The organism is Pseudarthrobacter sp. 1G09 (genome assembly GCF_050038305.1).
Classification (GTDB): domain Bacteria; phylum Actinomycetota; class Actinomycetes; order Actinomycetales; family Micrococcaceae; genus Arthrobacter; species Arthrobacter equi.
This window is the reverse complement of the sequence record NZ_CP188306.1, coordinates 1,745,850-1,769,190: the sequence shown is the minus strand read 5'-3', so window position 1 is coordinate 1,769,190 and position 23,341 is coordinate 1,745,850. Positions and strand designations below refer to the sequence as shown.

Below are 23,341 nucleotides of genomic sequence, written 5' to 3'. Positions count from 1 at the left end.
ACTTTGCAGGCCCGTTATGTTAGCTTGAGCGTCATCGGGACCATCACGTTCCCGTGAATATATGAGGAGGAAACATGGGTTTTCTTGCTTGGATTATTCTCGGCCTGATCGTTGGGGCCATTGTTAAAGCCGTCATGCCCGGCACGGTCGGCGGCGGTTGGGTCACCAGCCTGGTTCTGGGTGTGGTGGGCGCCATCGTAGGCGGCTGGATTGGCAGCCTCCTGTTCAACCGGGGCGATCTTGGCTTCTTTGACCTCGGAACCTGGATTCTCGCTATTGTTGGCGGCCTTGTGGTCGCCGGCATCTACGGAGCAATCACTGGCCGCGGCAAGGCAACCCGCGCGCCCTAGAAGGCACCGTTAGCGGAATCTGCCGCTATCCAGGGCCCCGGATCTTCCGGGGCCTTTACTTTTGTCCGGAGGCACCATGACCTTGTTCAGAAGCAACAGGCGTCAGTTGCGCTGGGACCTGGCACTCGCATACAGGCAGACAGTGGCAGCCGTTCCCAGGTTCAGGCTTTCGGCCCCTCCGTAGACGGGCACGGCCACCCGGTGGTCAGCCAGTTCAAGCTCTGCCGCGGAGAGCCCCTGCGCCTCGTTGCCGAACAGCCAGGCAGTAGGCCCGCCGAGGTCGTACGCCGAGTCGGGGCCGGAGCCCGTCAGCCGGCGCCTGGCGCTTTCGTCCTGGAGGGCATCCAGGTTCAAAGACCCGTACCCGTCAGCAGCGAGGATGCCTATCCCGCGCGCCTTGCACGCCTCCGCGAGGTCAGCAACTTCAGCGCCCAGGACAACGGGCAAATGGAACAGTGAACCTGCTGTGGAGCGGACCGCCTTGGGATTGTAGATGTCAACGCTGGACCCGGTCAGCACCACTGCGTCAGCACCGGCGGAATCGGCGGCGCGGAGCACCGTCCCGGCGTTTCCGGGGTCACGCACCTGGCACAGAACGGCAATCAGGCGGGGACCGGCGTCGAGCACGGACTCCAGCGACACATCAACGAACCTGCAGACGGCGATGATGCCCTGCGGATTGACAGTGTCTGCCATGGCTGCCAGGACCTCATCCGTGGCCAGCCAGGCGTTTGTCCCGTCAGCCAGTTCCTCGAACTCCGGAAAGCGGTCCAGGCACGCCTCGCTGGCATACACATCGGTGACAACGCCCGGGGAACCCGCTGCAAGCCGCTCCTGGTGGAGCCTCAGGGCCTCGCGGACCGACTGCGGGCCTTCGGCCAGGAAGTGGCCGCGCTTTAAACGGGCCGGGCGCCCTGCAAGTTTCGCCACGTCACGCACCCGATCGGCTCGGGGATTGGACAGTGGGGAATCTTGCGGGCGCCCGGTTTTGTTCATACAAGAACTCTAGTGGCTGGTGCCACCGGCTCCTGAACCGCCCCTGGGGGCAGCGGCTGCTTACTCGGCAGCAGCCTCGGCGGCGACAGCCTTCTTGCGCGTGGCCGGCTTCTTCGCAGCCTTGGGGGCGGCAGCAGCCTGGACAGCGGGAGCGGAGGTGTCAGCAGGCAGGGAGTCCTTGGCAACCTTGACCAGCGCAGCGAAGGCGTTGGCGTCGGAGACGGCCAGTTCAGCCAGCATGCGGCGGTCAACCTCGACCTCGGCGGCCTTCAGGCCCTGGATCAGGCGGTTGTAGGTCAGGCCGTTGGCGCGGGAAGCCGCGTTGATGCGCTGGATCCACAGGCGGCGGAAGTCGCCCTTCTTCTTCTTGCGGTCGCCGTAGCTGTACACAAACGAGTGCAGCAGCTGCTCTTTGGCCTTGCGGTACAGGCGTGAACGCTGTCCACGGTAGCCCTTTGCGCGTTCAAGGATAACCCGGCGCTTCTTGTGGGCGTTGACCGCCCTCTTCACACGTGCCACGTGCGTACTCCTTCGAAAATCTGATCCCAAGCATCTGTCACCGGATGTTCCGGTGGCCTGAGAAGGCTTTTTGGCAATTGACCGACTACCGGACGGCAGTCAGCCAGGAAACTTGGAAATTAGATGCCGAGCATCTTCCGGATGACCTTGGCGTCGCCCTTGAAGACGATCTTGTCGCCGGCGAGGCGACGGGTCAGCCTGGAGGACTTGTGCTCGAGGTAGTGGCGGCGGTTGGCCTGCTGGCGGCGCAGCTTGCCACTGCCGGTCAGCTTGAAGCGCTTCTTAGCACCGCTGTGGGTCTTCATCTTCGGCATGGGAACCGATCTCCTTACGTATCCGCAGGCTATGCCTGCAGCTCTATCGCGCAGCCGCCCGGGGGCGGCCTGCTGGTTGCTGTCTGCCGATGGCCGGAGCCGTCGGCAGCTGTGGACTAAGTGGTCTTCTTACCCGATGGCTTAGGTGCTGCCTTCGGGGCAGGACGCGCGGCCGGCTTCGGTGCAGCAGGTCTGGCCACCGGCTTCGGCGGAGCCGGGACAGCCGCAGGCTTCGGAGCCGCCACCGGCTTGGGCGCCGGGGCCGCTGCCTTGGGGGCTTCCTGCTTGGGCGCCGGGGCCGCAGCTTTGGGGGCTTCCTGCTTCGGCGCCGGGGCCGCAGCCTTGGGGGCTTCCTGCTTGGGGGCTTCCCGCTTCGGAGCCTCCTGCTTCGGAGCCTCCTGCTTCGGAGCTTCTTCGGCAGGAGCCTCGGCAACGGCCTCTTCGGGTGCTTCCGCAGTTACCTGCTCAGCCTCGGCCGGTGCTTCCGCCTCGGTGGAAAGAGTGAAGCCCTCGGGCAGCAGATCCGCCAGCGACTGGGTCATGGGAGCATCGTCCTTGCCGGACGTGTCCACCCGGCCCGCAGCCTTGGCTTCATTCTCGGCCTTGGCTTCAGCGCGCTGGGTGGCACGGCGGGCCTCCGCCTTGGCTTCTGCCTTGTTCTTCAGCGGACCAACCACCATGACCATGTTGCGGCCGTCGATGCGGGGGCTGGACTCAACCACGCCGACTTCAGCGACGTCATCGGCGAAGCGCTGGAGCAGGCGGATGCCCATCTCCGGACGCTGCTGCTCGCGGCCGCGGAACTGGATCATGGCCTTGACCTTGTCCCCGGCGCCGAGGAAGCGCAGTGCGTGCCCGCGCTTGGTCTCGTAGTCGTGGGTGTCGATCTTCAGGCGGAAGCGGATTTCCTTCAGAACAGTGTTCGTCTGGTTCTTCCGTGCTTCACGTGCCTTGACCGCGGCTTCGTACTTGTACTTGCCGAAGTCCATCAGCTTGCACACCGGAGGCTTCGCCTGAGGTGCAACTTCAACGAGATCAAGGTCGGACTCGGCAGCCAGACGGAGGGCATCCTCAATACGGACGATTCCTACCTGTTCACCTGCAGGGCCGACCAGCCGCACCTCGGGGACGCGGATACGCTCATTGATTCTTGGCTCGCTAATGTTAAAGCTCCTGTTTTTGTCGTTGTATCCCGGCAAATAGAGAAGGCCCCCAATTGCCGGAGCAATCGAAGGCCTCATGTCAGGTTGGTGCTGCCGGGCCCGGGACGGGCCTGCATGCATTGATTCGGCGAACTGCCGGACCAATGCCCAACCGTATACCCGGCAACCTTGCGTTTCACAGGATCCTGGCGGAACCTCGGAAACAACGGCTGACGCGGGTGGGAGAGAACTCCGCTTGCAAACTGCATGCCATTCTACAGAGAAAATTCCCGTCAGCGCCGAACAGCACTGCTGGGAACCTGGCCTGTGAGGGCAATCTCTGAAATAACGACATCCAGTCGGTCTGTGTCAAGCTTACCAGTATGAGCACCCCAGACAGTAATTCATACGTTTTCGAGCCTGCCCAGGACAGCGCCGGCAACTCCGCCGACGTCTCCCAGCAGGTCCGGGACATCTCCGAAGTTCCGGCTATCGAGGTCATCACCACCGCTGCCGTCCACCTGATGTCCGCCGCCGCCGTCAAGCTCGGCCTGGCCGCAGAAGAGAACGCCGCCGAGCTGAAGGACCTGGACGAGGCCCGCAAACTCATCACCGCCCTCGCCGGGCTGGTGACGGCCGCCGCCCCGGAAATCGGATCGCAGCACGCAGGTCCCTTGCGCGACGGCCTCCGTTCCCTGCAGCTGGCGTTCCGTGAAGAGTCACTGATCCCGGATGCTCCGGGCAAGGGTCCGGGCGAAAAGTTCACGGGCGCAGTTAACTAGCCCAGAACTCCCCCACACAGCGCGCGACGGCGGGGCGACCTTTACGGGGTCGCCCCGCCGTCGCGCTTTAAGAACCTGCGCCGCAGGACGTTGGACAGGCGGGCGGCCTTCGAGTGGCGCCGGGCCTGCCGGCCGCAAAGCTGCAGCCGGTTTGTCCGCTCAGGTCCCGGTCTGGCGGCGCCGGCGCTGCTGCAGGAGCATTCCCGCGAGGCACAGGATGACACCGGCCACCCCTACGGACACGAAGCCGCCGGAGGGGCCCGTGCTGTCAATAAAGACGCCCGCCAAGGGTGAACCCAGGGCCACCCCTGCGGTCAGCGCAGAACCGTACCAACCCATCGCTTCGCCGCGGCGCTCTTCGGACACAAGGTCGGCCACCTTCTCCGAGGCAGCGGACAGCACCGGTGCGCACAGGAGCCCGGGCAGGATGGACAGCAGGGCGAGCGTCCACGTTCCGGATGCGAAACCCATGGGAATGGTGAAGGCGGCCATTCCCAGCAGCAGCAGGATGGGCGGCACAGGCCGGTGCATGGCGCCGTAGACCAGTCCGCCCACCACGGATGCCGCGCACCAGAAGAGGAAGACAATCCCGATCTCGCCTTGGTGCCCGCCGATCTCCAGGGCCGCCACGATGCCAACGTCACTGCCGCTCAGAACCATGCCGGCACCCGCAGCAACGGCGAAGACCGCACCCACCGTAGGTGTAAACCAGGCGAAGCTGTGCGCCACCCTGCCCCTGACACCCGGGGCACGGTCCGCCGCGGCAGGCAGCAGGTCCGCCGCGGCTTCCTGCAGGTGGGCGGGCGCAGCCGAGACCACGGCGACTTCGGCCGCGTGCTGCTCATCCTCGATGCATTCCTCGGTTTGGTCCGGGCTGCGGGTGGGCGGGTTGAACCAGATCAGGAACAGCCCGGCCAGTGAAGTGGACAGGCCCACCACGGTGAGACCCGCCGTCGTATGCCCGCTCGTTGCCACCACGGCGCCGGCCGCGGGCCCGATCATGAAGACCATCTCGGTGCTGATGGCATCCAGGGCGAAAGCGGTGCGTCTCTGCTTGCCGTCGGCCAGGACACCCAGGGACTGGCGCACCACGCTGAAGATGGGCAGGGTCAGCAGGCCGCCGACGAATACCAGCGGCAGGAGCCACTGGTAGGACACGTGCGGAACGATGGACCAGATGACCGCTTCGGAGATTACGGACGGGACCAGTGCACGGCGGAGGCCGACGGTGTCCACCCGGCGCCCGCGCCAGGGTGCACCAACAGCAATACCGATCGTCATCACGGCGGCAGCAGCACCGGCAGCGGCGTATCCCTGCCCCAGGGTGAGGACGATGTGCAGGGTCAGCAGCACGCCCGCCGCAGAATGTGGAATGCGGGCAACCATGCCCACCAGCAAAAGCCTCCGGATGGGCCGGACGGCCAGCAACTCCCGGTACAGCGCGAAGTTCACGAAAAAGGTTCCTTACGTATGCCCCAGGAACCCGGGACAGCCCCGCTCCTGACAACTAGCCTGTGGCGCGCCGCAGCTTGACCTCGAGCGAATCGACCCGCTCCCCAAACAATACATTCCGGGACCACTCGGCCTGCAGCGCAGCCACCAGGTGCTGCACGCCTCCTGCGTCCAGCCCGTCCTCGAGGTAGAGCACCACTTGCAGTTCGGGTCCGGCGCCGCCGCCCGGCAGTACGGTCCCGTCGGCTGCGCGGACTGCCACTCCCCTGCCGGGCAGGAGCTCGATCCGGCGGACAGCGGGGAACGAAGCAGCGGCGGCACCCATCTCGGCCGCCAGTTCTTCGTCGGCGTAGGAGGGCAGCCAGGGTTTCTGCTGGGCCAGTGCCCACACGGCCGGCCGGCGAACCACGTAAGTGACATCTGCGCCCGGGTCCAGGACCATGAGTTCGGCACCCTCCGCGACGGCGGACAGCGCAGCCCGTGCGGCATAGACAGCCACCGGGCGGGCATCAGGATGCCAGGCACTCAGGGCCTCCGTTGATGTAAAGGCCGGCAGCGCGGTCCTGCCGTCGGCGGCTTTGAGCGTCACCAGAGCCATGTCTGCCTGTTTGTCGGCATGCAGGCCGTGGTCAGTCTCCGTCTCTTCCGCCAGTTGGGCCACGATGGGGATGAACACCCGTGCCGTGGCCAGGGAAGCCACGACTGCAGCTTCATCTCCGGTTCCCCCGCGCAACCCCTCGATGGCGGCGCGGTAGCCCGCATTGACCGTACCGTCGTCGTCCTCGAAGTTGTGGATCTTCGCGTCGTCGCCGGCGAGGCTGCGGCCCGCCCAGGGCTGGCCTGCGGAGTCGGTGGCGCCGCCGGCCCCTGCCAGCGCCGCGGCGATGTGGCCGGGAAGGTGGCGGGGTGCGGGAGTGCCTGAGTCGTTGCTGGCCATCGCGTCGGCTTCCGGCAGCCTAGCGGCGGCCGGCCACGTCGAGGGCTTCGGGCAGGGTGAAGGCGCCCGCATAAAGGGCCTTGCCCACGATGGCACCTTCAACGCCCAGCGGGACCAGGGACCGCAGCACCTTGAGGTCATCAAGGCTGGAGATGCCGCCGGAGGCGATGACGGGCTTGCCGGTCTTTTCCACCATCTGGCGCAGCAGTTCAACGTTGGGCCCCTGCAGGGTGCCGTCCTTGGTCACGTCCGTGACCACGTAGCGCGAGCAGCCTGCATCCTCGAGGCGGGCCAGGACGTCCCAGAGGTCCCCGCCTTCCTTGGTCCAGCCCCGGCCGGCCAGGGTGGTTCCGCGGACGTCGAGTCCGACGGCGATCTTGTCACCGAAGCGCTCGATGGCCCGGCGCGTCCACTCCGGGTTCTCCAGCGCGGCGGTGCCGAGGTTAACCCGTGCGACGCCGAGGCCAAGGGCGGCCTCAAGGGTTTCGTCGTCCCGGAGTCCGCCGGAGAGCTCCACCTTGATGTCCAGCTGCCCCACCACCTCGCGGAGGAGTTCGGCGTTGGAGCCGCGGCCGAAGGCGGCGTCCAGGTCCACGAGGTGCACCCATTCGGCGCCCTGCTGCTGCCAGTTCAGCGCGGCCTCCAGCGGGGTTCCGTAGCTGGTTTCACTGCCGGCCTCGCCCTGGACCAGCCGCACGGCCTGGCCGTTGACGACGTCGACGGCGGGCAGCAGTTCAAGTACCGGCAGATCGTTTGCGGTGGTCATCTTCATCCTTGGTGTTGTGGGGGGTGTCGGGCCGCCGGCACAGTGCCGGCGCGCGTCAGTGGCCGGACTCTTTGGCCAGGCCGCCGGTCAACCGGCCGGGAGGGTCAGCAGGTAGGCGGCGAGCAGGGACATGGCTGCCAGGACATAGAACGAAACCTGGGTCCACAGGGGCTTGTGCTGCTGCCGGAAGGACAGGGCACCGCCCACCAGCAGGCCGGCCAGTCCCATCAGGACGATGGACCACATTCAGGCGCCGCCGGCAGCGTCGCCGCTGCCGGTTTCCGTGGGCCGGCGCAGCGCGTCCACCCAGTTGCGCAGCAGCCGTGCGCCGGCATCGCCTGACTTCTCAGGGTGGAACTGCGTGGCGCACAGCGGCCCGTTTTCGACGGCGGCGATAAAGGGTGCGCCGTGTTCGGACCACGTCACCAGCGGAGGGGCCATCAGCGGCTGGATGACGTCGAAGTTCCATTCCTGCACGCCGTAGGAATGGACGAAGTAGAACCGCTCGCCTTCCACTCCGGCGAAGAGCTTTGAGCCCTCCGGCACCTTGACGGTGTTCCAGCCCATGTGCGGAACGACGTCGGCCGGCAGCAGCTCGACTTTTCCTGGCCATTCGCCGATGCCCTCAGCCTCGGTGCCATGCTCGACGCCGGCCTCGAAAAGTACCTGGAGGCCCACGCAGATCCCCAGGACGGGGCGTCCGCCGGCCACCCGGCGGCCGATGAGCCTGATGCCATCCACGGCTTTGAGCTCGCGCATGACCGTCTCGAAGGCGCCGACGCCCGGAACCACCAGGCCGTCCGCGTTCAGGACATCCTCGGGCTTGGCGCTGAGGATGACCTCTGCGCCGGCCCGCTCGAGGGCGCGCACGGCGGACCGGACGTTGCCTGAACCGTAGTCCAGCACCGTGACGGTGGGCTTGCCCTCCGGGGAGGCGGGCTTGACTGATGCGGACGGGTTGATGATGGCGCCGTCCTTCAGGATCTGGCCGCTCACAGGGCACCCTTGGTGGACGGAATGCCCTCAACCCGGGGATCGGGTTCCACGGCTGCACGCAGGGCACGGGCGAACGCCTTGAACTGGGCTTCCACAATGTGGTGGGGGTCCCGTCCGGCGATGACGTTCATGTGCAGGCAGATGCCGGCGTGCAGGGTGATGGCCTCAAAGACGTGGCGGGTGAGGGAGCCAGTGAAGTGGCCGCCGATCAGGTGGTATTCCTGGCCGGCGGGCTCGCCGCCGTGCACCAGGTAGGGGCGTCCGGAGACGTCCACCACGGCGTTGGCCAGGGCCTCGTCCAGCGGCACGGTGGCTTCGCCAAACCGGCGGATGCCGGCCTTGTTGCCCAGGGCGGTCCGAAGCACCTCGCCGAAGGTGATGGCAACGTCCTCCACCGTGTGGTGGACGTCGATGTGGGTGTCCCCCGTGGCTTTGACCGTCATGTCGATCAGCGAGTGCTTGCACAGTGCCGTGAGCATGTGGTCGTAGAACGGCACGGAAGTGTCGATATCCGAGACGCCGGTACCGTCCAGGTTGATTTCCACGAGCACGGACGACTCGCTGGTGGCACGCTCCATGCGTGCGGTCCGGGCTGCGGCCGCGTTCGGTCCGGTGGAAGTCATGGTCAGGTGTCCTTTGTGGCAGGAAGGGGTGGTCAGGGCGTCCAGCGCCGGTTCTTCAAGTCTAGGCGGGAAGGGCCGGCTGGCTGGCAAGGATGCTTTCCAGGGAGGTGAGGAAGGCTGTGGTTTCCGTCTCAGTGCCGGCAGTGACCCGCAGGTGCCCCGGGATACCGACGTCGCGGATCAGCACACCGGCGTCCAGCAGTTCCTGCCAGACCTGGTGCGGATTCTCCAGTCCGCCGAAGAAGACGTAGTTGGAGTCTGACGCCGCCGGCTTGAGGCCCATGCGGGTCAGCTCCGACACGATGCGGTCGCGCTGCTTCTTGATGTCCTCGACGTCAGCCATGAGGGCTTCGCGGTGCTGCAGGGCCGCCAGGGCGGTTGCCTGGGTGATGGCCGACAGGTGGTACGGCAGCCGGACCAGTCGCAGCGCGTCGGTTACTTCCGGGGCGGCTGCCATGTATCCGAGCCGGGCGCCGGCCAGCGCGAATGCCTTGCTCATGGTGCGGGAAACGATCAGCCGCTCCCGCCCGGGCAGCAGCGTCAGGGCGCTGGGTGTGCCGTCGTGGGCAAACTCGTGGTAGGCCTCATCCACAATCACGATGGCCTGGCTCCCGGCGCCGGCTTCGTAGACCGCTTCCACCACGTCCAGCCCGAGGCCGGTGCCGGTGGGGTTGTTCGGTGAGCACAGGAAAACGATGTTGGGCTTCAGTTCCCGGACCTGGCGGGCGGCCGAGTCGGCGCTGAGGCCGTACCCGTCCTCACGCTCGCCCTTGATGTAGCCGGTGTCCGTGCCGCTGGCAAGCAGGGGGTACATGGAGTACGTGGGCGGGAAGCCCAGCGCCGTGCGGCCCGGACCGCCGAATGCCTGGAGGATCTGCTGGAGCACTTCGTTGGAGCCGTTTGCTGCCCATACGTTAGCCTCGTCGAGGCCGTGGCCAAGATACTCGGCAAGGGCCTTGCGGAGCTCGGTGAACTCCCGGTCCGGGTAGCGGTTCAGGCCGGTGGCAGCCTCGGCGACCGCCGCCGTGATGGCGGCTGTGACGTCAGCCGGGACACCATGGGTGTTCTCGTTGACGTTAAGGAGGATGGGGACATCCAGCTGCGGGGCACCGTAGGGCGTGATGCCCCGGAGGTTGCTGCGGAGGGGAAGCCGGTTCAGGCGTTCAAGCTGGTCATTCACCTGAACAGTTTAGTGGGAGGTGCGGTCGCCCGAAAATGTGACGGTCCACGCCTGCCCATGCAAGGTCCGCTCTGGGCGGCAACCCGCTATTCCGGGACTTCGATTCAGCCGGCGAGACGTGCCGCGAACCATTCCTAGCGCGTGGGGATGTACAGCTGCTGTCCCGGGAGAATCTTCCCGGCGGACAGGTTGTTGAGCTGCACGATATCTGCCACGACGTCCCTGGCGTCCCGCTCCGGCGCAAGGTCGGAGGCGATCCCCCACAGCGATTCACCCGGCTGCACGGTGACCGTGACGGTGGGGGTCACCGTGAGGTCCGCTGCGGAGTCGGAGGCCTTGGCCGGGGAATTGAAGAAGCCGGCGAGTGACAGCAGGAGCGCTGCCAGCAGCACCAGGGGAATCCCGATCAGGACAACCTTGCCCCGCCGCGTGAGGCGCAGTGGTGGCAGCGGCACCTGGCCGCGGTGTCCACGGGCAGAATTCCGCTGGACCGGCACCTGGCCTTCCCGCGCCGCCTGCTGAGACCGGGCACCGTTGCCGTGAACGTCGAAACCGTGTGACCTGAAAGCGGATGTAGCTGACATGACCTTAGCCCTCCTGGACCGTACTGCGTCTGTTGGTGTTGCCTGCTGGTGCCGCCCCATGGTGCTGCCTGACCGGCTCCGTGTTCGAACGGCTACCCGCCTGTTAGAACACATATTCGAATACTGCTTGATTCAGTTTTAGCACCTATGGACGAACAATGTCGAGACTCGCTAGAACAAATGTTTGAAAAAGCCATGTGGCTGACCTACGTTTGGAGGCAGGAACATCCACTCCTGAAGTTGATCAGCAGGGTCTGACATTGACGGCGGGAACACTTAGTCCGGTGCAGTTGAAAGCCCGGTGGCAACCGAAAGGCAACGGCGAACATGGCAGCAGCAGCCACCGGGGGCAGGTCGACCTCGCAGCCGAAAAGGACAGCCAAGGGCTTGACGCCGCGGCAGAAGAAAATCCTCGAGACCATCCAGCGTTCGGTCAATGTCAACGGCTACCCGCCGTCCATGCGCGAGATTGGGGACACCGTTGGGCTGGCCAGCCTCTCGAGCGTCACCCACCAGCTCTCGCAGCTGGAAAAGCTGGGCTACCTGCGGCGTGATCCGAAGCGGCCGCGGGCCATGGAAGTCCTGATGCCGCTGACCCTCGACGGCGGGACCGCCGGCAAGGTGGCCAGGCAGGCAGCGGAACCCTCGGCTGCGGCCTCCACGGGCATCACGGCGTCGGTCACGGAGTTGCCCACCGCGCTGGACACGGCCATGGTGCCCCTCGTCGGCCGCATTGCCGCCGGCGGCCCCATCCTCGCGGACCAGGTGGTGGAAGACGTTATGCCGCTCCCCCGCCAGCTGGTGGGCCAGGGCGAACTGTTCATGCTGAAGGTGGCCGGTGATTCCATGGTGGACGCCGCCATCTGCGACGGCGACTGGGTGGTGGTCCGGCGCCAGGCCGATGCCGCGAACGGCGACATTGTCGCAGCGCTCCTGGACGACGAAGCCACGGTCAAGACATTCCGCCAGCGGGACGGCCACACGTGGCTGCTGCCCCAGAACACGCAGTACGAACCGATCCTTGGCGACCATGCCACCATCATGGGCAAGGTGGTTTCGGTCCTCCGCTCGCTGTAGCGGGGCCACATGTCAACAACGGGCCACAGCAGTCCAGCCACTAAGGAAGGCGCCGTTCCGGGGAACGGCGCCTTCCTTGTTGGCATTGTCGGGTGGTGCCTACGGCGTTTCCCCGGCCAGCCTCTCCAAGGCCGCGATCGCCGTCGTGCGGTCCGTCGTGGCCCAGAAGGGCGGCAGGGCTCCGCGCAGGAACCCTGCGTAGCGTTCCGTGGCCAGGCGGGAATCGAGGACCGCCACCACACCTTTGTCGCCGGTGGAGCGGATCAGCCTGCCGGCGCCCTGGGCCAGCCGGATGGCGGCATGCGTGGCCGAGACGGACATGAAGCCGTTGCCGCCTGCCTGTGCCACGGCCCGGGAGCGGGCGGTCATGAGGGGGTCGTCCGGGCGCGGGAAGGGGATCCGGTCGATGACCACCAGGCGGCAGGAAATTCCTGGGACGTCAACGCCCTGCCAGAGCGACATGGTGCCGAACAGGCACGTATCCGGTTCGTCGGCGAACTGCTTGACGAGGGCCGTCATGGTGGAGTCGCCCTGGCACAGGACCGTCATGCCCAGCTTGGGCCGGAGGGCTTCGGCCGCCTCTTCGGCTGCCCTCCGTGAGGAGAACAGGCACAGCGCCCCGCCGTTCGAGGCGCGGATGAGTGCCTCCAGCTCTGCAAGCGATTCGGGTGACGCACCACGGCCCGGCTTGGGCAGGTGCCCGGCCACGTACAGGATTCCCTGCTTGGGATAGTCGAACGGCGAGCCGACGTCGATCCCGGTCCAGGCGGGCGCCCCTTCGCCCACCAGGCCCAATCCCCCGGCGGCGGGCTCGAAGGCAGAACCGATGGCCAGGGTTGCGGACGTCAGGACCACTGTATGCCCGGCGAAGAGCCCTTCACGGAGCCTCCCGGCCACGGACAACGGCGCGATATTGACCAGCGCAGGAGCACTGTCGTCAGGTTGGGTATAGCCCTGGCCGGGGTCGAAGGTTCCGGCGCGCGAGATCCACACGACCTCGCGGTTCTCCTTTGCCGCCAAAAGCCGTTCGGACAGTTCGAGGATGAGCATCAGGCGTGAACGCGCAAGTTGTCTGCCGCCGTCGGCCGTGTTGCTGCTGTCTCCTTTGGAGTCGGACAGCGCCGCCCTGCAGGCCTCGCGCAGCTGGTCCACGCAGTCGAGCTGTTCGTCGTTCAGTCCGTTGGGGAGCAGCCCGCTTGGGACGCCGGCAAGGGCCAGCTCCAGGTTCGCCGCGGCGGCGTTGAGCGCGTCCACGGTGATCGCCGTGTGTTTGCGGGCGCCTGAGGCAGCGGCGTGGACCATGGCGACGGAGAGCTGGCCGGACACTGCACCGGTAACCCGGTCCTGCAGCTCGTGGGCCTCATCCACCACCACAACGTCGTACTCCGGCAGCACCGCGAGTCCCTCGAACGCGCTGACTGCGAGCATGGCATGGTTGGTCACCACGACGTCGGCCTCGGCAGCGTCCTGGCGGGCCAGCTCGCTGAAGCATTCCTCGGCCAGGGGGCATTTCTGGGAGCCCAGGCACTCCATGGACGTCACCGAAACCTGCTTCCAGGCGCGGTCTGTCACGCCGGGCAGGAGTTCATCCCGGTCTCCTGTGGAAGTCTTTTCCGCCCATTCCCGGAGCCGGACCACTTCCTTTCCGAGCTGGGACTGCGGCCCGCCGGCAGCTGCGGCGAAGTGCGGCACGCTGGTGTCCTCTCCGAGGGAGAAGAGCTGCCCCTCGGAGGGTTCCTCTGAGGGAAACCCGCCTTCCAGCTTGTGCCGGCACACGTAATTGGACCGGCCCTTGACCAGCGCCACCTTGACGGGCCGGTCGAGGGCCGGGGTGATGGCTTTGAGGAGCCGTGGCAGGTCCCTGCCCACAATCTGCGTCTGCAGGGCAAGGGTGGCCGTGGACACCAGCGCCGGCTTGTTGCTTTCAAGAGCATGGGCGATCAGCGGGATCAGGTATGCCAGCGACTTTCCGGTACCGGTCCCGGCCTGCACCAGCAGGTGGTTTCCGGTTTCGATGGCCTGTGCCACCTGCCGCGCCATCTCATGCTGCCCGGAGCGGCTTTGGCCGCCCATGGCGGAAACGGCCCGGTCGAGCAGCTCGATGACGAGCTGCCCGCCGGCCGTTTCCTTGGATTCAGTTGCCACAGCCTCAGGCATTAACGGCAAAGGATTCCAGTTCGGCGGCCAGGCCCTCGCGGACCTTCACCACCGCCCGGGTTCCGGCCTCGACATGGTCCATGCTGATGATCTCCGCGTCGGAGTCGTGCAGCTTGCTGATCAGGTCGCCCCGGTTGTACGGGATAAGGAGCTCCAGTTGGACCCCGGGACGCGGAATCGAATCGCTGATGGTCTTTAGCAGTTCTGCGATTCCCTCGCCCGTGCGCGCCGAAACCACCACATGGCGCGGTTCACGCTGCTTTAGCCGTTCCACCACGAAGGGATCGGCGGCGTCGGCCTTGTTCAGGACGATGATCTCCGGGATCTTGCGGGCGTCAACCTCGCCGAAGACCTTCCGCACAGCGGCGATCTGGCCTTCAGGATCCGGGTGGGACGCATCCACCACATGCAGGATGAGGTCGGAATCGGCCACTTCCTCCAACGTGGATCGGAAGGCCTCCACCAGCTGGGTGGGGAGGGACCGGACGAAGCCCACGGTGTCGGCCAGCGTGTAACCCAGGCCGTCAGATGTCTCGGCTTTCCGGATGGTGGGGTCCAGCGTGGCGAACAGGGCGTTCTCCACCAGCACCCCGGCATCGGTCAACCTGTTGAGCAGGGACGACTTTCCAGCGTTCGTGTAGCCCGCAATTGCTACGGACGGCACTTCATTACGACGACGGTTGGCGCGCTTGGTTTCCCGGGCAGGCTTCATCGCAGCGATTTCGCGCCGCAACTTGGCCATCCGCGTACGGATCCGGCGGCGGTCCAGTTCGATCTTCGTCTCACCGGGACCGCGCGAGCCCATGCCGGCGGCGGCACCGCCCACCTGGCCACCTGCCTGGCGGGACATCGAGTCGCCCCAGCCGCGCAGGCGCGGAAGCAGGTACTCGAGCTGCGCCAGCTCAACCTGGGCCTTGCCTTCACGGCTCTTGGCATGCTGCGCGAAAATGTCCAGGATGAGCCCGGTGCGGTCGATTACCTTGACCTTGACGATGTCTTCCAGCCCACGCCGCTGGGACGGTGCCAGCTCGGCATCGACCACCACCGTGTCGGCTCCCGTGGACATGACAATGTCCTTGAGCTCCTGCGCCTTGCCCGAGCCCAGGAACGTGCCGGGGTCCGGCTTGGCACGGCGCTGCACGAGGCCGTCCAGCACTTCCGAGCCGGCGGTCTCTGCCAGGGCTGCGAGTTCCCGCAGGGAGTTCTCGGCGTCGGCCAGGGTGCCTTCGGACCACAGTCCGGCAAGGACCACGCGCTCCAGCCGCAGCTGGCGGTATTCGACCTCGGTAACGTCTTCGAGCTCGGTGGAAAGGCCCGCCGTGCGGCGCAGGGCGCGCCGCTCTTCGAGGTCCTGCTGGTCGCCGTCGTATTCAGAGTGCTCGTCGTCCAGGTGGGAGATGGCCTGGGCCTTGCCGAGGACCGCCTTCGCGTCGCCGGCACCGCCGGACGTCCTGGAGCTGGCCGGTACGTCCTTGGCGAGGATCCTGTCGATAACAGCTTGGATCTCCGCAGGACTCATATCCTGGGACGCTGGATCGGATCCGGTGTTGGGCTGGCTGGTCATGGTCTCCTTTGAAGTTTCGGCATTTCCAGAATAGTGCCGTTCGGTGGAATCTGGTGAAGTATTCGCGCTGGGCTGAGGGGCTGCGGTCATGCAGAGTCTCCTGTACTGGCAGCCGGGCAACAATGCCACGGCAGCGTGGGCGCCGCGAGGGAAAAGCGGCGGAACGGTTTGGGACCGGCATCACGGCAGGAAGCAAAGAGCGGATCAAGCTTCGAGTGTTGTCCGGCGTCCGGAGCAAACGGTGGAGTTTGGTCCGGTGCACAAGCGGAGGCGGAAAGCCTGCGTCGCTGTGGGCAGATTCGCTGGCGGGAGTGGACACCGCGGACAAGGTAGCGGGACGGGCAAGTGCCCATGCCGGCTACTCGAAGATCAAGAACATGCTGTCAAGAGTAGCAGAGGCGCCATGGCGCGGTTTCCCATTACGCTGCGGGGGGAACTACTCTGGCCAGTTATGGAGTCCGCACACTATTTCAGCGCATCGCCCGCCGGCCCCTTCACCCGGAAACCGCTGACGGTGGAACTCGCCGGAGAAACGCGGACGCTGCAGACCTCGAACGGCATCTTCAGCCCGGACGGAATCGATAAGGGAACCGCCGTGCTGCTGGCGGAGGTTCCCGCACCTGCTGCTACCGGCAACCTCCTGGATATCGGCTGCGGCTGGGGTCCCATCGCCCTGACGATGGCCCTGAAGGCACCCCATGCGCAGGTCTACGCCGTGGATGTGAACGAACGCTGCATTGCCCTGACCAACGGGAACGCCGCGGCGCTGGGCCTGTCCAATGTTGCAGCGAGCACGCCGGAGGCCGTGGATCCCGGGGTGCGGTTCGACACCATCTGGTCGAACCCGCCCATCCGGATCGGCAAGGATGAGCTGCACTCCCTGCTGAAACTGTGGCTGCCGCGGCTGGCTCCGGGAGGGACTGCCTACCTGGTGGTCCAGAAGAACCTGGGTTCGGATTCGCTGCAGCGCTGGCTGGCGGCAGAACTCGACGCATCCTTCACGGTGACGCGGGAGTCAACGTCGAAATCGTTCCGCGTACTGAAAGTCAGGAAAGCGTCCCAGACGCCACAATAACGGCCGGGCCGCTGAGCTCCACATGCTCGTGGCCGCCGGGGCCTGCGAAGAACTTAACGCCCACCACTCCGCCCGGAACGTTCACGCGCCAGGCGTCCGGGGCTCCGGCCCCGGCCCAGTGGCGGATTGCGACGGCGGCGGCGCAGGCTCCCGTGCCGCAGGACTGCGTCTCCCCCACCCCGCGTTCGTGGACCCGCATGGTGACGGAGCCGATGCCATCGAGGACCAGCGGCTCGGACGGCACCACGAATTCCACGTTGGTTCCGTTGGCCGGGACCGGTTCCACGGCAGGGGCGGTGTAGAGGCGGGTTGATTCAAGCTCGGCCAGTTCGGCGAGGGCAACCACGGTATGCGGGTTGCCCATGCTGACCGAGAGGGCCGGGCGCGGGACCTCCAGGCCTTCGGCGGTCACCAGCGAGTCCATGGCTTTGGCCGTGGCCTCACCGGGGAAAATGAACTCCCACGGGCCCATGTCCACTGCATAGCCGTCGGCGGTGCGCACCACTGTCTTCAGGCCGCCGCGGGTGCCAATGGCAAGGGCGCCCCCCACCGGGAGATCGATCAGCCCTTCAGCACGGAGGAAGTGGACAAAGACCCGGACGCCGTTGCCGCACATTTCGGACAGCGAGCCGTCGCCGTTCCGGTAGTCCATGAACCACTCGGCGTCGGGGTTGGCGGCGAGGATCTCGCGGCCCTCGGGAAGGAAGCGTGACGGCACGGCCCGGATCAGGCCATCCCCGCCGATGCCAAGGTGCCGGTTGCACAGGGCGGCCACGTGGCTGGCGTCGATGGTGTGTGCACCCTCCGGATCGGACACCAGGACGAAGTCGTTACCGGTTCCGTGCCCCTTGGAGAAGCGCAGCCCTGCCAGCGTTTGAAAGGCGGTTCCGGTGGTCTCTGTCAGGGTTGCATCCATGCCGTCAAGCCTACCGGCAGGCCCAACGGCCCCGGAAACCGGGCGCGTCCGGGCTACCGGTTGGGGTCAGGCTACCGGCAGGGGTCAGGCTACCGGCCGCAAAGGCCTGCGGCCTGAGCCAGTAAATCCGGGTCCTGCCAGTCGATCCACGTGATCCGGGGGTCGGCTCGGAACCAGGTCAGCTGGCGGCGGGCGAACTGCCGGGTGGCGACGATGGTGCTTTCAACAGCCTCGGCCACCGTGGCGGAGCCGTCGAGGACCTGCAGGAACTGCGAGTAGCCCAAGGCACGGCATGCGGTCTTCCCCGTGCGAAGTCCCAGTCCATCAAGCCGGCTGACTTCAGCCAGCAACCCGGTGTCCACCATGGCATGCACCCGGGCGGCCAGCCGTTCATGCAATGCCGCGCGGTCAACGGATAAACCGATCTGGACGGCAGGCTGGAAGTACTCCCGCCGGGGCATGAAGGAACTGAAGGGCCGGCCGGTGAGCTGATGGACTTCCAGTGCGCGGACGATGCGCCGGTCATCGTTCAAACGTTCGGCCGAGGCCGGGTCCACGTCCTGGAGGCGGGCCCGCAGGGCTGCCGTGCCGTGCGCGGCCAGGTCTGCTTCCAGGGTACGGCGCAGCTCCGGGTCGGTCCCCGGAAATTCGAGGACGTCGAGGGCGGCGCGGACGTAAAGGCCTGAGCCGCCCACCAGAATGGCCCGTTTCCCGCGGGCCTGGATGTCCCCGATCAGCTGCCGTGCCCGCTGCTGGAAGTCCGAGACGCTGGCCTCCTGCGTGACATCGAGGATGTCCAGGAGATGGTGCGGTATGCCACGGCGCTCGGCCGGGGTGATCTTGGCGGTTCCGATGTCCATGCCGCGGTAGAACTGCATGGCATCGGCATTAATGACCTCACCGTCCAGCTCAAGTGCCAGGTTGACGGCAAGATTCGATTTTCCGGACCCGGTGGGACCGACGACGGCGATGACGGGCGGGATGCCCACGGATCAGGAAGTGCGCACGGGCAGCGAGGGCATACCGAGCGAAACGCCCTTGCGCCCGTCGCCGGTGCCCGGTGCGGGGACACCGCAGGAATCAGCCTGGGACCTGTCCCAGGCGTCACCCGCGCGGGAACGGCGAAGGCTGTACTCCCCCGGCGCGGGATCCGCAATGAGGTGGAAGGCGCCGGCCTCCGTAATGGTGACGGTGACAAGATCGCCGGGCCTTGGGGCGGGCGCCCCCTCAGGGACCGAGAAATGAACCAGCCGCTGGTCCCGTGAACGTCCGGACAGGCGGTGGGTTTCTTCTGCCTTCCGCCCGGACTGCGCGGTGACCATGACCTCCACGCGGCGCCCCAGCTGCTTTGTGTTCTCTTCCGCGGCGACCCTGTCCTGCAGGGCCGTCAGACGCTCGAAGCGTTCCTGGACCACTGCCTTGGGCAGCTGGTCCGGCAGGTCCGCGGCCGGGGTGCCGGGACGCTTGGAGTACTGGAAGGTGAAGGCGGTGGCGAAACGGGACTTTTCCACGACGTCCAGCGTGGCCTGGAAGTCCTCTTCGGTTTCGCCGGGGAACCCGACGATGATGTCGGTGGAGATGGCTGCGTGCGGGATCTTTTCCCTGACCTTGTCCAGGATGCCCAGGAACTTCGTGGACCGGTAGGACCGCTTCATGGCTTTCAGGATGCTGTCGGATCCGGACTGCAGCGGCATGTGCAGCTGCGGCATGACGTTGGGAGTTTCCGCCATGGCGTCGATGACGTCGTCCGTGAAGGCTGCGGGATGCGGGCTGGTGAAGCGGACACGCTCCAGGCCCTCGATGTCGCCACAGGCCCTCAAGAGCTTGGAGAACGCCTGGCGGTCCCCGAATTCCACGCCGTACGAGTTCACGTTCTGGCCCAGGAGGGTAACTTCAATGGCGCCGCCGTCCACGAGTGCTTGGATTTCAGCGAGGATGTCCCCGGGCCTGCGGTCCTTTTCCTTGCCACGCAACGCCGGCACGATGCAGAACGTGCAGGTGTTGTTGCAGCCGACGGAGATGGAGACCCAGCCGGCGTAGACGGAGTCACGCTTGGTGGGGAGTGTGGAGGGGAACACATCCAGGGATTCCAGGATTTCCAGCTGGGCTTCGTTGTTGTGCCGGGCCCGTTCCAGCAGCGCAGGGAGTGCACCGACGTTGTGGGTACCAAATACGGCATCCACCCACGGGGCCTTCTTCAGGATGGTTTCGCGGTCCTTCTGCGCCAGGCAGCCGCCCACTGCGATCTGCATCCCCGGGTTCGCGGCCTTGACGGGCGCCAGGATTCCAAGGTTTCCGTAGAGTTTGTTGTCCGCATTTTCACGCACGGCGCACGTGTTGAACACAACGACGTCGGCCCGGTCACCGTCCGCGGGGACATAACCGGCGTCCTCAAGCATCCCGGCCATCCGCTCAGAGTCGTGGACGTTCATCTGGCAGCCGAAGGTCCGCACTTGGTAGGTACGTGGCGTGGCTTCGCGTGGCAGGCCTGGCACCGGTTCTTCGGTGGGGGCGCCGGAAAAGGGGGAAGGAATGGTCAAACTCACCTGTTAAGGGTACCGGCTGTGCAAGGTGGGGGCTGGCTCCAGGAGTCCCGGGCCATCCGGGGGCCCGGTATCCGGGCCTGAGTAGTTGGTTTGTGGTGCTGCCCGTCAGTCTTCGCCGGGCTGGCCGGACCGGGAGTCAAGGACCTCACCCACGATGCGGAAAGCCTGGGACGGCTGGTAGCCCTTGCGGGCCAGCATCGACGCCAGCCGCCGTGTGGTCTTGTCCCGCTCTGCACGGTCTTCCAGGTCCGTGCCGGGGCGAAGCTTGCGTTCGACGAGGGCCCGGGCGGCTTCCTCCTCATCCTGGTCAGAGAGCTGTTCCAGTGCCGCAGCCGCGGATTCCTCGTCGATGCCCTTCTCTGCCAGTTCCCGTCGCAGTGCACCCTTCGCCAGCTTGCGTGATTGCGAGCGGCTGCGGACCCACATGTTGGCGAACTCGGCGTCATCGATCAGCCGGGCATCTTCGAATTTGTCCAGAACCGATTCGGCAACGTCCTCCGGGATATTCCGTTCGGCGAGCTTTTTGGCCAGCTGGAGCCGGCTTTTGGCCGACACTGTGAGCTGCCGGTAGACGATGGTCTGCGCCACGGTAACCGGGTCAGGCTCGCGGTCGCCGAATCCCGGTGACCCGGGATCGGCAGAGCGTTCCGTTTCCTGCGGGCCGGCCGAAAAGGCGCCGGTTCGCCGGCGGCGGGCCCCTGCGGACCCGCCCCGGCGTTTTTCAAAGCCAGTCAACTGCTAGAACCCGTCGACGGCCTTTAGCTTCGGGGAATCCTCTTTGGATTCCGCGTCAGCGGGCTTGACTCCGACGCCCAGCTTTTCCTTGATCAGCCGTTCCAGTTCGGCCGCAAGTTCGGGGTTATCGCGCAGGAACCGGCGGGAGTTTTCCATGCCCTGGCCCAGCTGGTCACCGTCATAGGTGAACCAGGAGCCGGACTTCTTGATGATGCCGTGCTCCACGCCCATGTCGATGATTCCTCCTTCGCGGGAGATGCCCTGGCCGTAGATGATGTCGAACTCGGCAATCTTGAAGGGCGGAGCCATCTTGTTCTTGACGATCTTTGCCTTGGTCCGGTTGCCCACGGAATCGGCACCCTCTTTGAGGGTCTGGATCCGGCGGACGTCGATGCGGACCGACGCGTAGAACTTCAAGGCCTTACCACCGGTGGTGGTTTCGGGAGAACCGAAGAAGACACCGATCTTTTCGCGCAGCTGGTTAATGAAGATGGCGGTGGTTTTGGTCTGGCTCAGACGGCCGGTGATCTTACGCAGCGCCTGGCTCATCAGGCGGGCCTGCAGGCCGACGTGGCTGTCACCCATGTCGCCTTCGATTTCGGCGCGGGGCACCAGGGCTGCCACGGAGTCGATGACCACGATATCCAGTGAGCCTGAGCCGACCAGCATGTCCATGATCTCCAACGCCTGCTCGCCGGTGTCCGGCTGCGATACGAGGAGGGCGTCCGTGTCCACGCCCAGCTTGGCTGCGTAGTCCGGGTCCAGGGCGTGCTCAGCGTCGATGAAGGCAGCGATGCCGCCGGCACGCTGGGCGCTGGCCACGGCGTGCAGGGCGACGGTGGTCTTACCGGACGATTCCGGACCGTAGATTTCGATGACACGGCCGCGGGGAAGGCCGCCAATTCCCAGGGCGACGTCCAGGGCGATGGAGCCGGTGGGAATGACTTCGATAGGGGCACGGACTTCGTCGCCCAGGCGCATGACAGAGCCCTTGCCGAACTGCTTGTCAATCTGGGCCAGTGCTGCTTCCAGCGCTTTTGCACGATCCGGGGCTGCCGCCATGGTTGACACCTCTAATGCTTTCTCGATGGTGGCCTTCGCGGCCGTTTATTGGTCATCTCTGACGCTAAGGGGACCCACTGACATTCCGGCCGGATGACAACGGCTATGTGGATAACCCGCTGTAAAAATCATAGTCATATCCGAACAGGTATTCGAACAGCTTCCCGGCGTGTCAGCCGAAAAACCGGGCATGCCTGCTAGTCGCGGCGCGGTTTGACGTCCCTGCCGAGCCGCCGCTCCGCAGGCACATCCTGGACGTCGCACAGGGCGAGCCACACCCTGCGGGGCTCCACGCCGGCGGCCAGGGCCTGGTCTGCGGTCCTGCCGCCAACGCCGGACAGGACCAGCGTGCTGCTCAGGACGCGGGAATAGCCCGCACCGAACTCGTCATCCATCAGCCGCCAGTAATCGCTCAATCGCATCGGAAGATTCTCTCACGCACCGGACCTAGAATTGTTGCCATGAGCAACTCCCCCGACGCCCTGCCGGGCAGCACTCCGACCGAGGACACCGTGGACTCCGCGCTGCAGAACGTGGAACACCAGATCAGCCTGTTCTGGCGGCGGGCCCGGGCAATCTCCAACCAGTTGTCCCGTGAGGTCCACCCGGATATGGAACCGGCCGCCTACGGGCTGCTTTCTGTCATCCGGAAAGAGGGCACCATCCGGCTCACGGATCTGGCCATCAACATCGGCGTGGGCAAGCCTTCGGTCAGCCGCCAGGTCGCCTTCCTGGAAGGCCTAGGCCTGGTGTCGAAGGAAGCAGATCCCCTGGACGGCCGGGCGCAGTCCATCAGGCTGACGCCGAAGGGCGAGGAGAAGATGCACGAAGTTCAGGACGCCCGCCGGCAGGTATTCCGGGAACGGCTCGGCGAATGGCCGCTTGGCGACCTCCAGGAACTGGCGCGCTATATGGCGAAGCTCAATGCCACCTATGAACGCGACGGTTTTCTCCAGGACAGCGAGTCCGAAGACTCTCGTGCCTAAGGAACCGGTTCAGGACCGAAACGACGAAACCCCCGGCCGGCGGCCGGGGGTTTCGTGTGCTCCAGAACCCGTTACCGGGCGGGCAACCCTTAGCGGGCGCCGGAGAGGAGGCCGGTAGACAGTTCGTCGTTGAGTTCGGTATTCAGGTCGCGGCCGTAGCGCTGGGAGAATTCCTGCGGAACGGTGTCCGGTACGGCAACGCCTTCTGCGACTGCCACCCGGTCGCTGACCTCGCGGAGCATGCTGGACAACGGAACGTCCAGGGCCGAGCAAATCGAAGACAGCAGCTCGGACGATGCTTCCTTCTGTCCGCGCTCAACTTCGCTGAGGTAACCAAGGGAGACCCGGGCGCTGTGCGAGACTTCACGGAGCGTGCGCCCCTGACGCTGGCGGACATCGCGCAGGACATCACCAATTTCGTGACGAAGTACAACCATCTTGCGCTCCTTCTGTTCGCTCTTAGCCTGATCGGCGAGGCCCACATCCTTCCAGCGGACAACGCCGTTTACGGATACGGGCTGCTTTACCATCTGTATCGCCTTGCTCCCTCATAAGTCAGGTCCGCCGTCAAGCGAACCGTCG

The 23,341-nt window shown here is 65.9% G+C and carries 26 protein-coding genes; 5 read left to right on the top strand and 21 right to left on the bottom strand.

Translation table 11 applies throughout. The features are described from left to right. Positions 1–74 precede the first annotated feature (74 nt). Positions 75–350: a GlsB/YeaQ/YmgE family stress response membrane protein gene (locus ACP3TD_RS08190; protein WP_426766680.1), complete on the top strand. Its 276-nt coding sequence runs from the start codon at positions 75–77 to the stop codon at positions 348–350. 102 nt (positions 351–452) lie between these two features. On the opposite strand, the gene ACP3TD_RS08185 is transcribed toward ACP3TD_RS08190, so the two are convergent. The 4 genes from ACP3TD_RS08185 to infC all read right to left on the bottom strand — a co-directional run bounded on the left by ACP3TD_RS08185 (position 453) and on the right by infC (position 3,300). After that, positions 453–1,346 (bottom strand): TrmH family RNA methyltransferase, encoded by an 894-nt coding sequence (locus ACP3TD_RS08185; protein ID WP_426766678.1) that lies wholly within the window; start codon positions 1,344–1,346, stop codon positions 453–455. A 60-nt stretch (positions 1,347–1,406) separates the two neighbouring features. After that, positions 1,407–1,865, bottom strand: coding sequence for a 50S ribosomal protein L20 (rplT, locus tag ACP3TD_RS08180; protein ID WP_091719357.1), 459 nt, complete (start codon positions 1,863–1,865; stop codon positions 1,407–1,409). A 119-nt stretch (positions 1,866–1,984) separates the two neighbouring features. After that, a complete protein-coding gene (rpmI, locus tag ACP3TD_RS08175; RefSeq protein ID WP_009358635.1) occupies positions 1,985–2,179 on the bottom strand; it encodes a 50S ribosomal protein L35 in 195 nt (64 codons plus the stop codon). 116 nt (positions 2,180–2,295) lie between these two features. Then, on the bottom strand, positions 2,296–3,300 hold the full coding sequence (gene infC / locus ACP3TD_RS08170) for a translation initiation factor IF-3 (RefSeq protein ID WP_426766674.1): 1,005 nt from the start codon (positions 3,298–3,300) through the stop codon (positions 2,296–2,298). A 404-nt stretch (positions 3,301–3,704) separates the two neighbouring features. On the opposite strand from infC, the gene ACP3TD_RS08165 reads away from it, so the two are divergent. Further along, the gene (locus ACP3TD_RS08165) at positions 3,705–4,103 is read left to right on the top strand and encodes a DUF1844 domain-containing protein (RefSeq protein WP_015936690.1); all 399 of its coding nucleotides are present in this window, start codon (positions 3,705–3,707) and stop codon (positions 4,101–4,103) included. Between the two features lie 159 nt (positions 4,104–4,262). Here ACP3TD_RS08165 and ACP3TD_RS08160 read toward each other — a convergent pair whose 3' ends face one another. From ACP3TD_RS08160 to ACP3TD_RS08125, 8 genes are all read right to left on the bottom strand, one after another. Next, on the bottom strand, positions 4,263–5,555 hold the full coding sequence (locus ACP3TD_RS08160; protein WP_426766672.1) for an MFS transporter: 1,293 nt from the start codon (positions 5,553–5,555) through the stop codon (positions 4,263–4,265). A gap of 55 nt (positions 5,556–5,610) precedes the next feature. After that, positions 5,611–6,492, bottom strand: coding sequence for an SseB family protein (locus ACP3TD_RS08155; protein ID WP_426766670.1), 882 nt, complete (start codon positions 6,490–6,492; stop codon positions 5,611–5,613). Between the two features lie 19 nt (positions 6,493–6,511). Further along, positions 6,512–7,258, bottom strand: a complete 747-nt coding sequence (priA, locus tag ACP3TD_RS08150; RefSeq protein ID WP_045730334.1) for a bifunctional 1-(5-phosphoribosyl)-5-((5-phosphoribosylamino)methylideneamino)imidazole-4-carboxamide isomerase/phosphoribosylanthranilate isomerase PriA — start codon at positions 7,256–7,258, stop codon at positions 6,512–6,514. Positions 7,259–7,345: 87 nt separating this feature from the next. Beyond that, the gene (locus tag ACP3TD_RS08145) at positions 7,346–7,504 is read right to left on the bottom strand and encodes a hypothetical protein (RefSeq protein ID WP_426766668.1); all 159 of its coding nucleotides are present in this window, start codon (positions 7,502–7,504) and stop codon (positions 7,346–7,348) included. Then, on the bottom strand, positions 7,505–8,254 hold the full coding sequence (gene hisH / locus ACP3TD_RS08140; protein ID WP_426766667.1) for an imidazole glycerol phosphate synthase subunit HisH: 750 nt from the start codon (positions 8,252–8,254) through the stop codon (positions 7,505–7,507). It lies immediately after the preceding gene. Next, the gene (gene hisB, locus ACP3TD_RS08135) at positions 8,251–8,877 is read right to left on the bottom strand and encodes an imidazoleglycerol-phosphate dehydratase HisB (RefSeq protein ID WP_314215895.1); all 627 of its coding nucleotides are present in this window, start codon (positions 8,875–8,877) and stop codon (positions 8,251–8,253) included. The genes hisH and hisB overlap by 4 nt, the downstream gene beginning before the upstream one ends. A gap of 61 nt (positions 8,878–8,938) precedes the next feature. After that, the gene (locus ACP3TD_RS08130; RefSeq protein WP_426766665.1) at positions 8,939–10,057 is read right to left on the bottom strand and encodes a histidinol-phosphate transaminase; all 1,119 of its coding nucleotides are present in this window, start codon (positions 10,055–10,057) and stop codon (positions 8,939–8,941) included. A 134-nt stretch (positions 10,058–10,191) separates the two neighbouring features. Further along, positions 10,192–10,641 (bottom strand): LysM peptidoglycan-binding domain-containing protein, encoded by a 450-nt coding sequence (locus ACP3TD_RS08125; protein WP_426766664.1) that lies wholly within the window; start codon positions 10,639–10,641, stop codon positions 10,192–10,194. Between the two features lie 327 nt (positions 10,642–10,968). Here ACP3TD_RS08125 and lexA point away from each other — a divergent pair, with 327 nt between their 5' ends. Further along, positions 10,969–11,718, top strand: coding sequence for a transcriptional repressor LexA (gene lexA / locus ACP3TD_RS08120; RefSeq protein WP_426766662.1), 750 nt, complete (start codon positions 10,969–10,971; stop codon positions 11,716–11,718). Positions 11,719–11,817: 99 nt separating this feature from the next. Here lexA and ACP3TD_RS08115 read toward each other — a convergent pair whose 3' ends face one another. Next, positions 11,818–13,875, bottom strand: coding sequence for an ATP-dependent DNA helicase (locus ACP3TD_RS08115; RefSeq protein ID WP_426766660.1), 2,058 nt, complete (start codon positions 13,873–13,875; stop codon positions 11,818–11,820). Beyond that, positions 13,868–15,439, bottom strand: coding sequence for a GTPase HflX (gene hflX, locus ACP3TD_RS08110; RefSeq protein ID WP_377203732.1), 1,572 nt, complete (start codon positions 15,437–15,439; stop codon positions 13,868–13,870). Before hflX ends, ACP3TD_RS08115 begins: the two co-directional genes overlap by 8 nt. Positions 15,440–15,890: 451 nt before the next feature. Between hflX and ACP3TD_RS08105 the strand changes: the two genes are divergently transcribed. Continuing rightward, positions 15,891–16,514 (top strand): class I SAM-dependent methyltransferase, encoded by a 624-nt coding sequence (locus tag ACP3TD_RS08105; protein ID WP_426766658.1) that lies wholly within the window; start codon positions 15,891–15,893, stop codon positions 16,512–16,514. Here the strand turns inward: ACP3TD_RS08105 and dapF are convergent. From dapF to ACP3TD_RS08075, 6 genes are all read right to left on the bottom strand, one after another. Then, the gene (gene dapF / locus ACP3TD_RS08100; protein WP_426766656.1) at positions 16,486–17,430 is read right to left on the bottom strand and encodes a diaminopimelate epimerase; all 945 of its coding nucleotides are present in this window, start codon (positions 17,428–17,430) and stop codon (positions 16,486–16,488) included. The two genes, ACP3TD_RS08105 and dapF, sit on opposite strands and share 29 nt — an antisense overlap. Before the next feature lie 89 nt (positions 17,431–17,519). Further along, positions 17,520–18,419 (bottom strand): tRNA (adenosine(37)-N6)-dimethylallyltransferase MiaA, encoded by a 900-nt coding sequence (gene miaA / locus ACP3TD_RS08095; protein ID WP_426766654.1) that lies wholly within the window; start codon positions 18,417–18,419, stop codon positions 17,520–17,522. Between the two features lie 3 nt (positions 18,420–18,422). Then, on the bottom strand, positions 18,423–19,976 hold the full coding sequence (gene miaB, locus ACP3TD_RS08090; protein WP_426766653.1) for a tRNA (N6-isopentenyl adenosine(37)-C2)-methylthiotransferase MiaB: 1,554 nt from the start codon (positions 19,974–19,976) through the stop codon (positions 18,423–18,425). Between the two features lie 105 nt (positions 19,977–20,081). Beyond that, positions 20,082–20,564 carry a regulatory protein RecX gene (locus ACP3TD_RS08085; RefSeq protein WP_426767169.1) on the bottom strand — a complete coding sequence of 161 codons (483 nt, stop codon included), beginning with the start codon at positions 20,562–20,564 and terminating at the stop codon, positions 20,082–20,084. 150 nt (positions 20,565–20,714) lie between these two features. Next, positions 20,715–21,773: a recombinase RecA gene (recA, locus tag ACP3TD_RS08080; protein WP_056083303.1), complete on the bottom strand. Its 1,059-nt coding sequence runs from the start codon at positions 21,771–21,773 to the stop codon at positions 20,715–20,717. A 197-nt stretch (positions 21,774–21,970) separates the two neighbouring features. Continuing rightward, a complete protein-coding gene (locus ACP3TD_RS08075; protein WP_091719332.1) occupies positions 21,971–22,195 on the bottom strand; it encodes a DUF3046 domain-containing protein in 225 nt (74 codons plus the stop codon). 39 nt (positions 22,196–22,234) lie between these two features. Here ACP3TD_RS08075 and ACP3TD_RS08070 point away from each other — a divergent pair, with 39 nt between their 5' ends. After that, the gene (locus ACP3TD_RS08070; protein ID WP_426766651.1) at positions 22,235–22,759 is read left to right on the top strand and encodes a MarR family winged helix-turn-helix transcriptional regulator; all 525 of its coding nucleotides are present in this window, start codon (positions 22,235–22,237) and stop codon (positions 22,757–22,759) included. A gap of 89 nt (positions 22,760–22,848) precedes the next feature. Here the strand turns inward: ACP3TD_RS08070 and ACP3TD_RS08065 are convergent, their stop codons facing one another. Next, the gene (locus ACP3TD_RS08065; protein ID WP_045730345.1) at positions 22,849–23,289 is read right to left on the bottom strand and encodes a helix-turn-helix domain-containing protein; all 441 of its coding nucleotides are present in this window, start codon (positions 23,287–23,289) and stop codon (positions 22,849–22,851) included. Between the last annotated feature and the right edge of the window lie 52 nt (positions 23,290–23,341).

Excerpts from the sequence above, each read along its gene's own strand:
- ACP3TD_RS08190 (WP_426766680.1), top strand. The coding sequence starts at position 75 with ATGGGTTTTCTTGCTTGGATTATTCTCGGCCTGATCGTTGGGGCCATT.
- ACP3TD_RS08185 (WP_426766678.1), bottom strand. The coding sequence starts at position 1,346 with ATGAACAAAACCGGGCGCCCGCAAGATTCCCCACTGTCCAATCCCCGA.
- rpmI (WP_009358635.1), bottom strand. The coding sequence starts at position 2,179 with ATGCCGAAGATGAAGACCCACAGCGGTGCTAAGAAGCGCTTCAAGCTG.
- ACP3TD_RS08165 (WP_015936690.1), top strand. The coding sequence starts at position 3,705 with ATGAGCACCCCAGACAGTAATTCATACGTTTTCGAGCCTGCCCAGGAC.
- ACP3TD_RS08155 (WP_426766670.1), bottom strand. The coding sequence starts at position 6,492 with ATGGCCAGCAACGACTCAGGCACTCCCGCACCCCGCCACCTTCCCGGC.
- priA (WP_045730334.1), bottom strand. The coding sequence starts at position 7,258 with ATGACCACCGCAAACGATCTGCCGGTACTTGAACTGCTGCCCGCCGTC.
- ACP3TD_RS08145 (WP_426766668.1), bottom strand. The coding sequence starts at position 7,504 with ATGTGGTCCATCGTCCTGATGGGACTGGCCGGCCTGCTGGTGGGCGGT.
- hisB (WP_314215895.1), bottom strand. The coding sequence starts at position 8,877 with ATGACTTCCACCGGACCGAACGCGGCCGCAGCCCGGACCGCACGCATG.
- ACP3TD_RS08125 (WP_426766664.1), bottom strand. The coding sequence starts at position 10,641 with ATGTCAGCTACATCCGCTTTCAGGTCACACGGTTTCGACGTTCACGGC.
- lexA (WP_426766662.1), top strand. The coding sequence starts at position 10,969 with ATGGCAGCAGCAGCCACCGGGGGCAGGTCGACCTCGCAGCCGAAAAGG.
- ACP3TD_RS08115 (WP_426766660.1), bottom strand. The coding sequence starts at position 13,875 with ATGCCTGAGGCTGTGGCAACTGAATCCAAGGAAACGGCCGGCGGGCAG.
- hflX (WP_377203732.1), bottom strand. The coding sequence starts at position 15,439 with ATGACCAGCCAGCCCAACACCGGATCCGATCCAGCGTCCCAGGATATG.
- ACP3TD_RS08105 (WP_426766658.1), top strand. The coding sequence starts at position 15,891 with ATGGAGTCCGCACACTATTTCAGCGCATCGCCCGCCGGCCCCTTCACC.
- dapF (WP_426766656.1), bottom strand. The coding sequence starts at position 17,430 with ATGGATGCAACCCTGACAGAGACCACCGGAACCGCCTTTCAAACGCTG.
- recA (WP_056083303.1), bottom strand. The coding sequence starts at position 21,773 with ATGGCGGCAGCCCCGGATCGTGCAAAAGCGCTGGAAGCAGCACTGGCC.
- ACP3TD_RS08075 (WP_091719332.1), bottom strand. The coding sequence starts at position 22,195 with ATGCGATTGAGCGATTACTGGCGGCTGATGGATGACGAGTTCGGTGCG.
- ACP3TD_RS08070 (WP_426766651.1), top strand. The coding sequence starts at position 22,235 with ATGAGCAACTCCCCCGACGCCCTGCCGGGCAGCACTCCGACCGAGGAC.
- ACP3TD_RS08065 (WP_045730345.1), bottom strand. The coding sequence starts at position 23,289 with ATGGTAAAGCAGCCCGTATCCGTAAACGGCGTTGTCCGCTGGAAGGAT.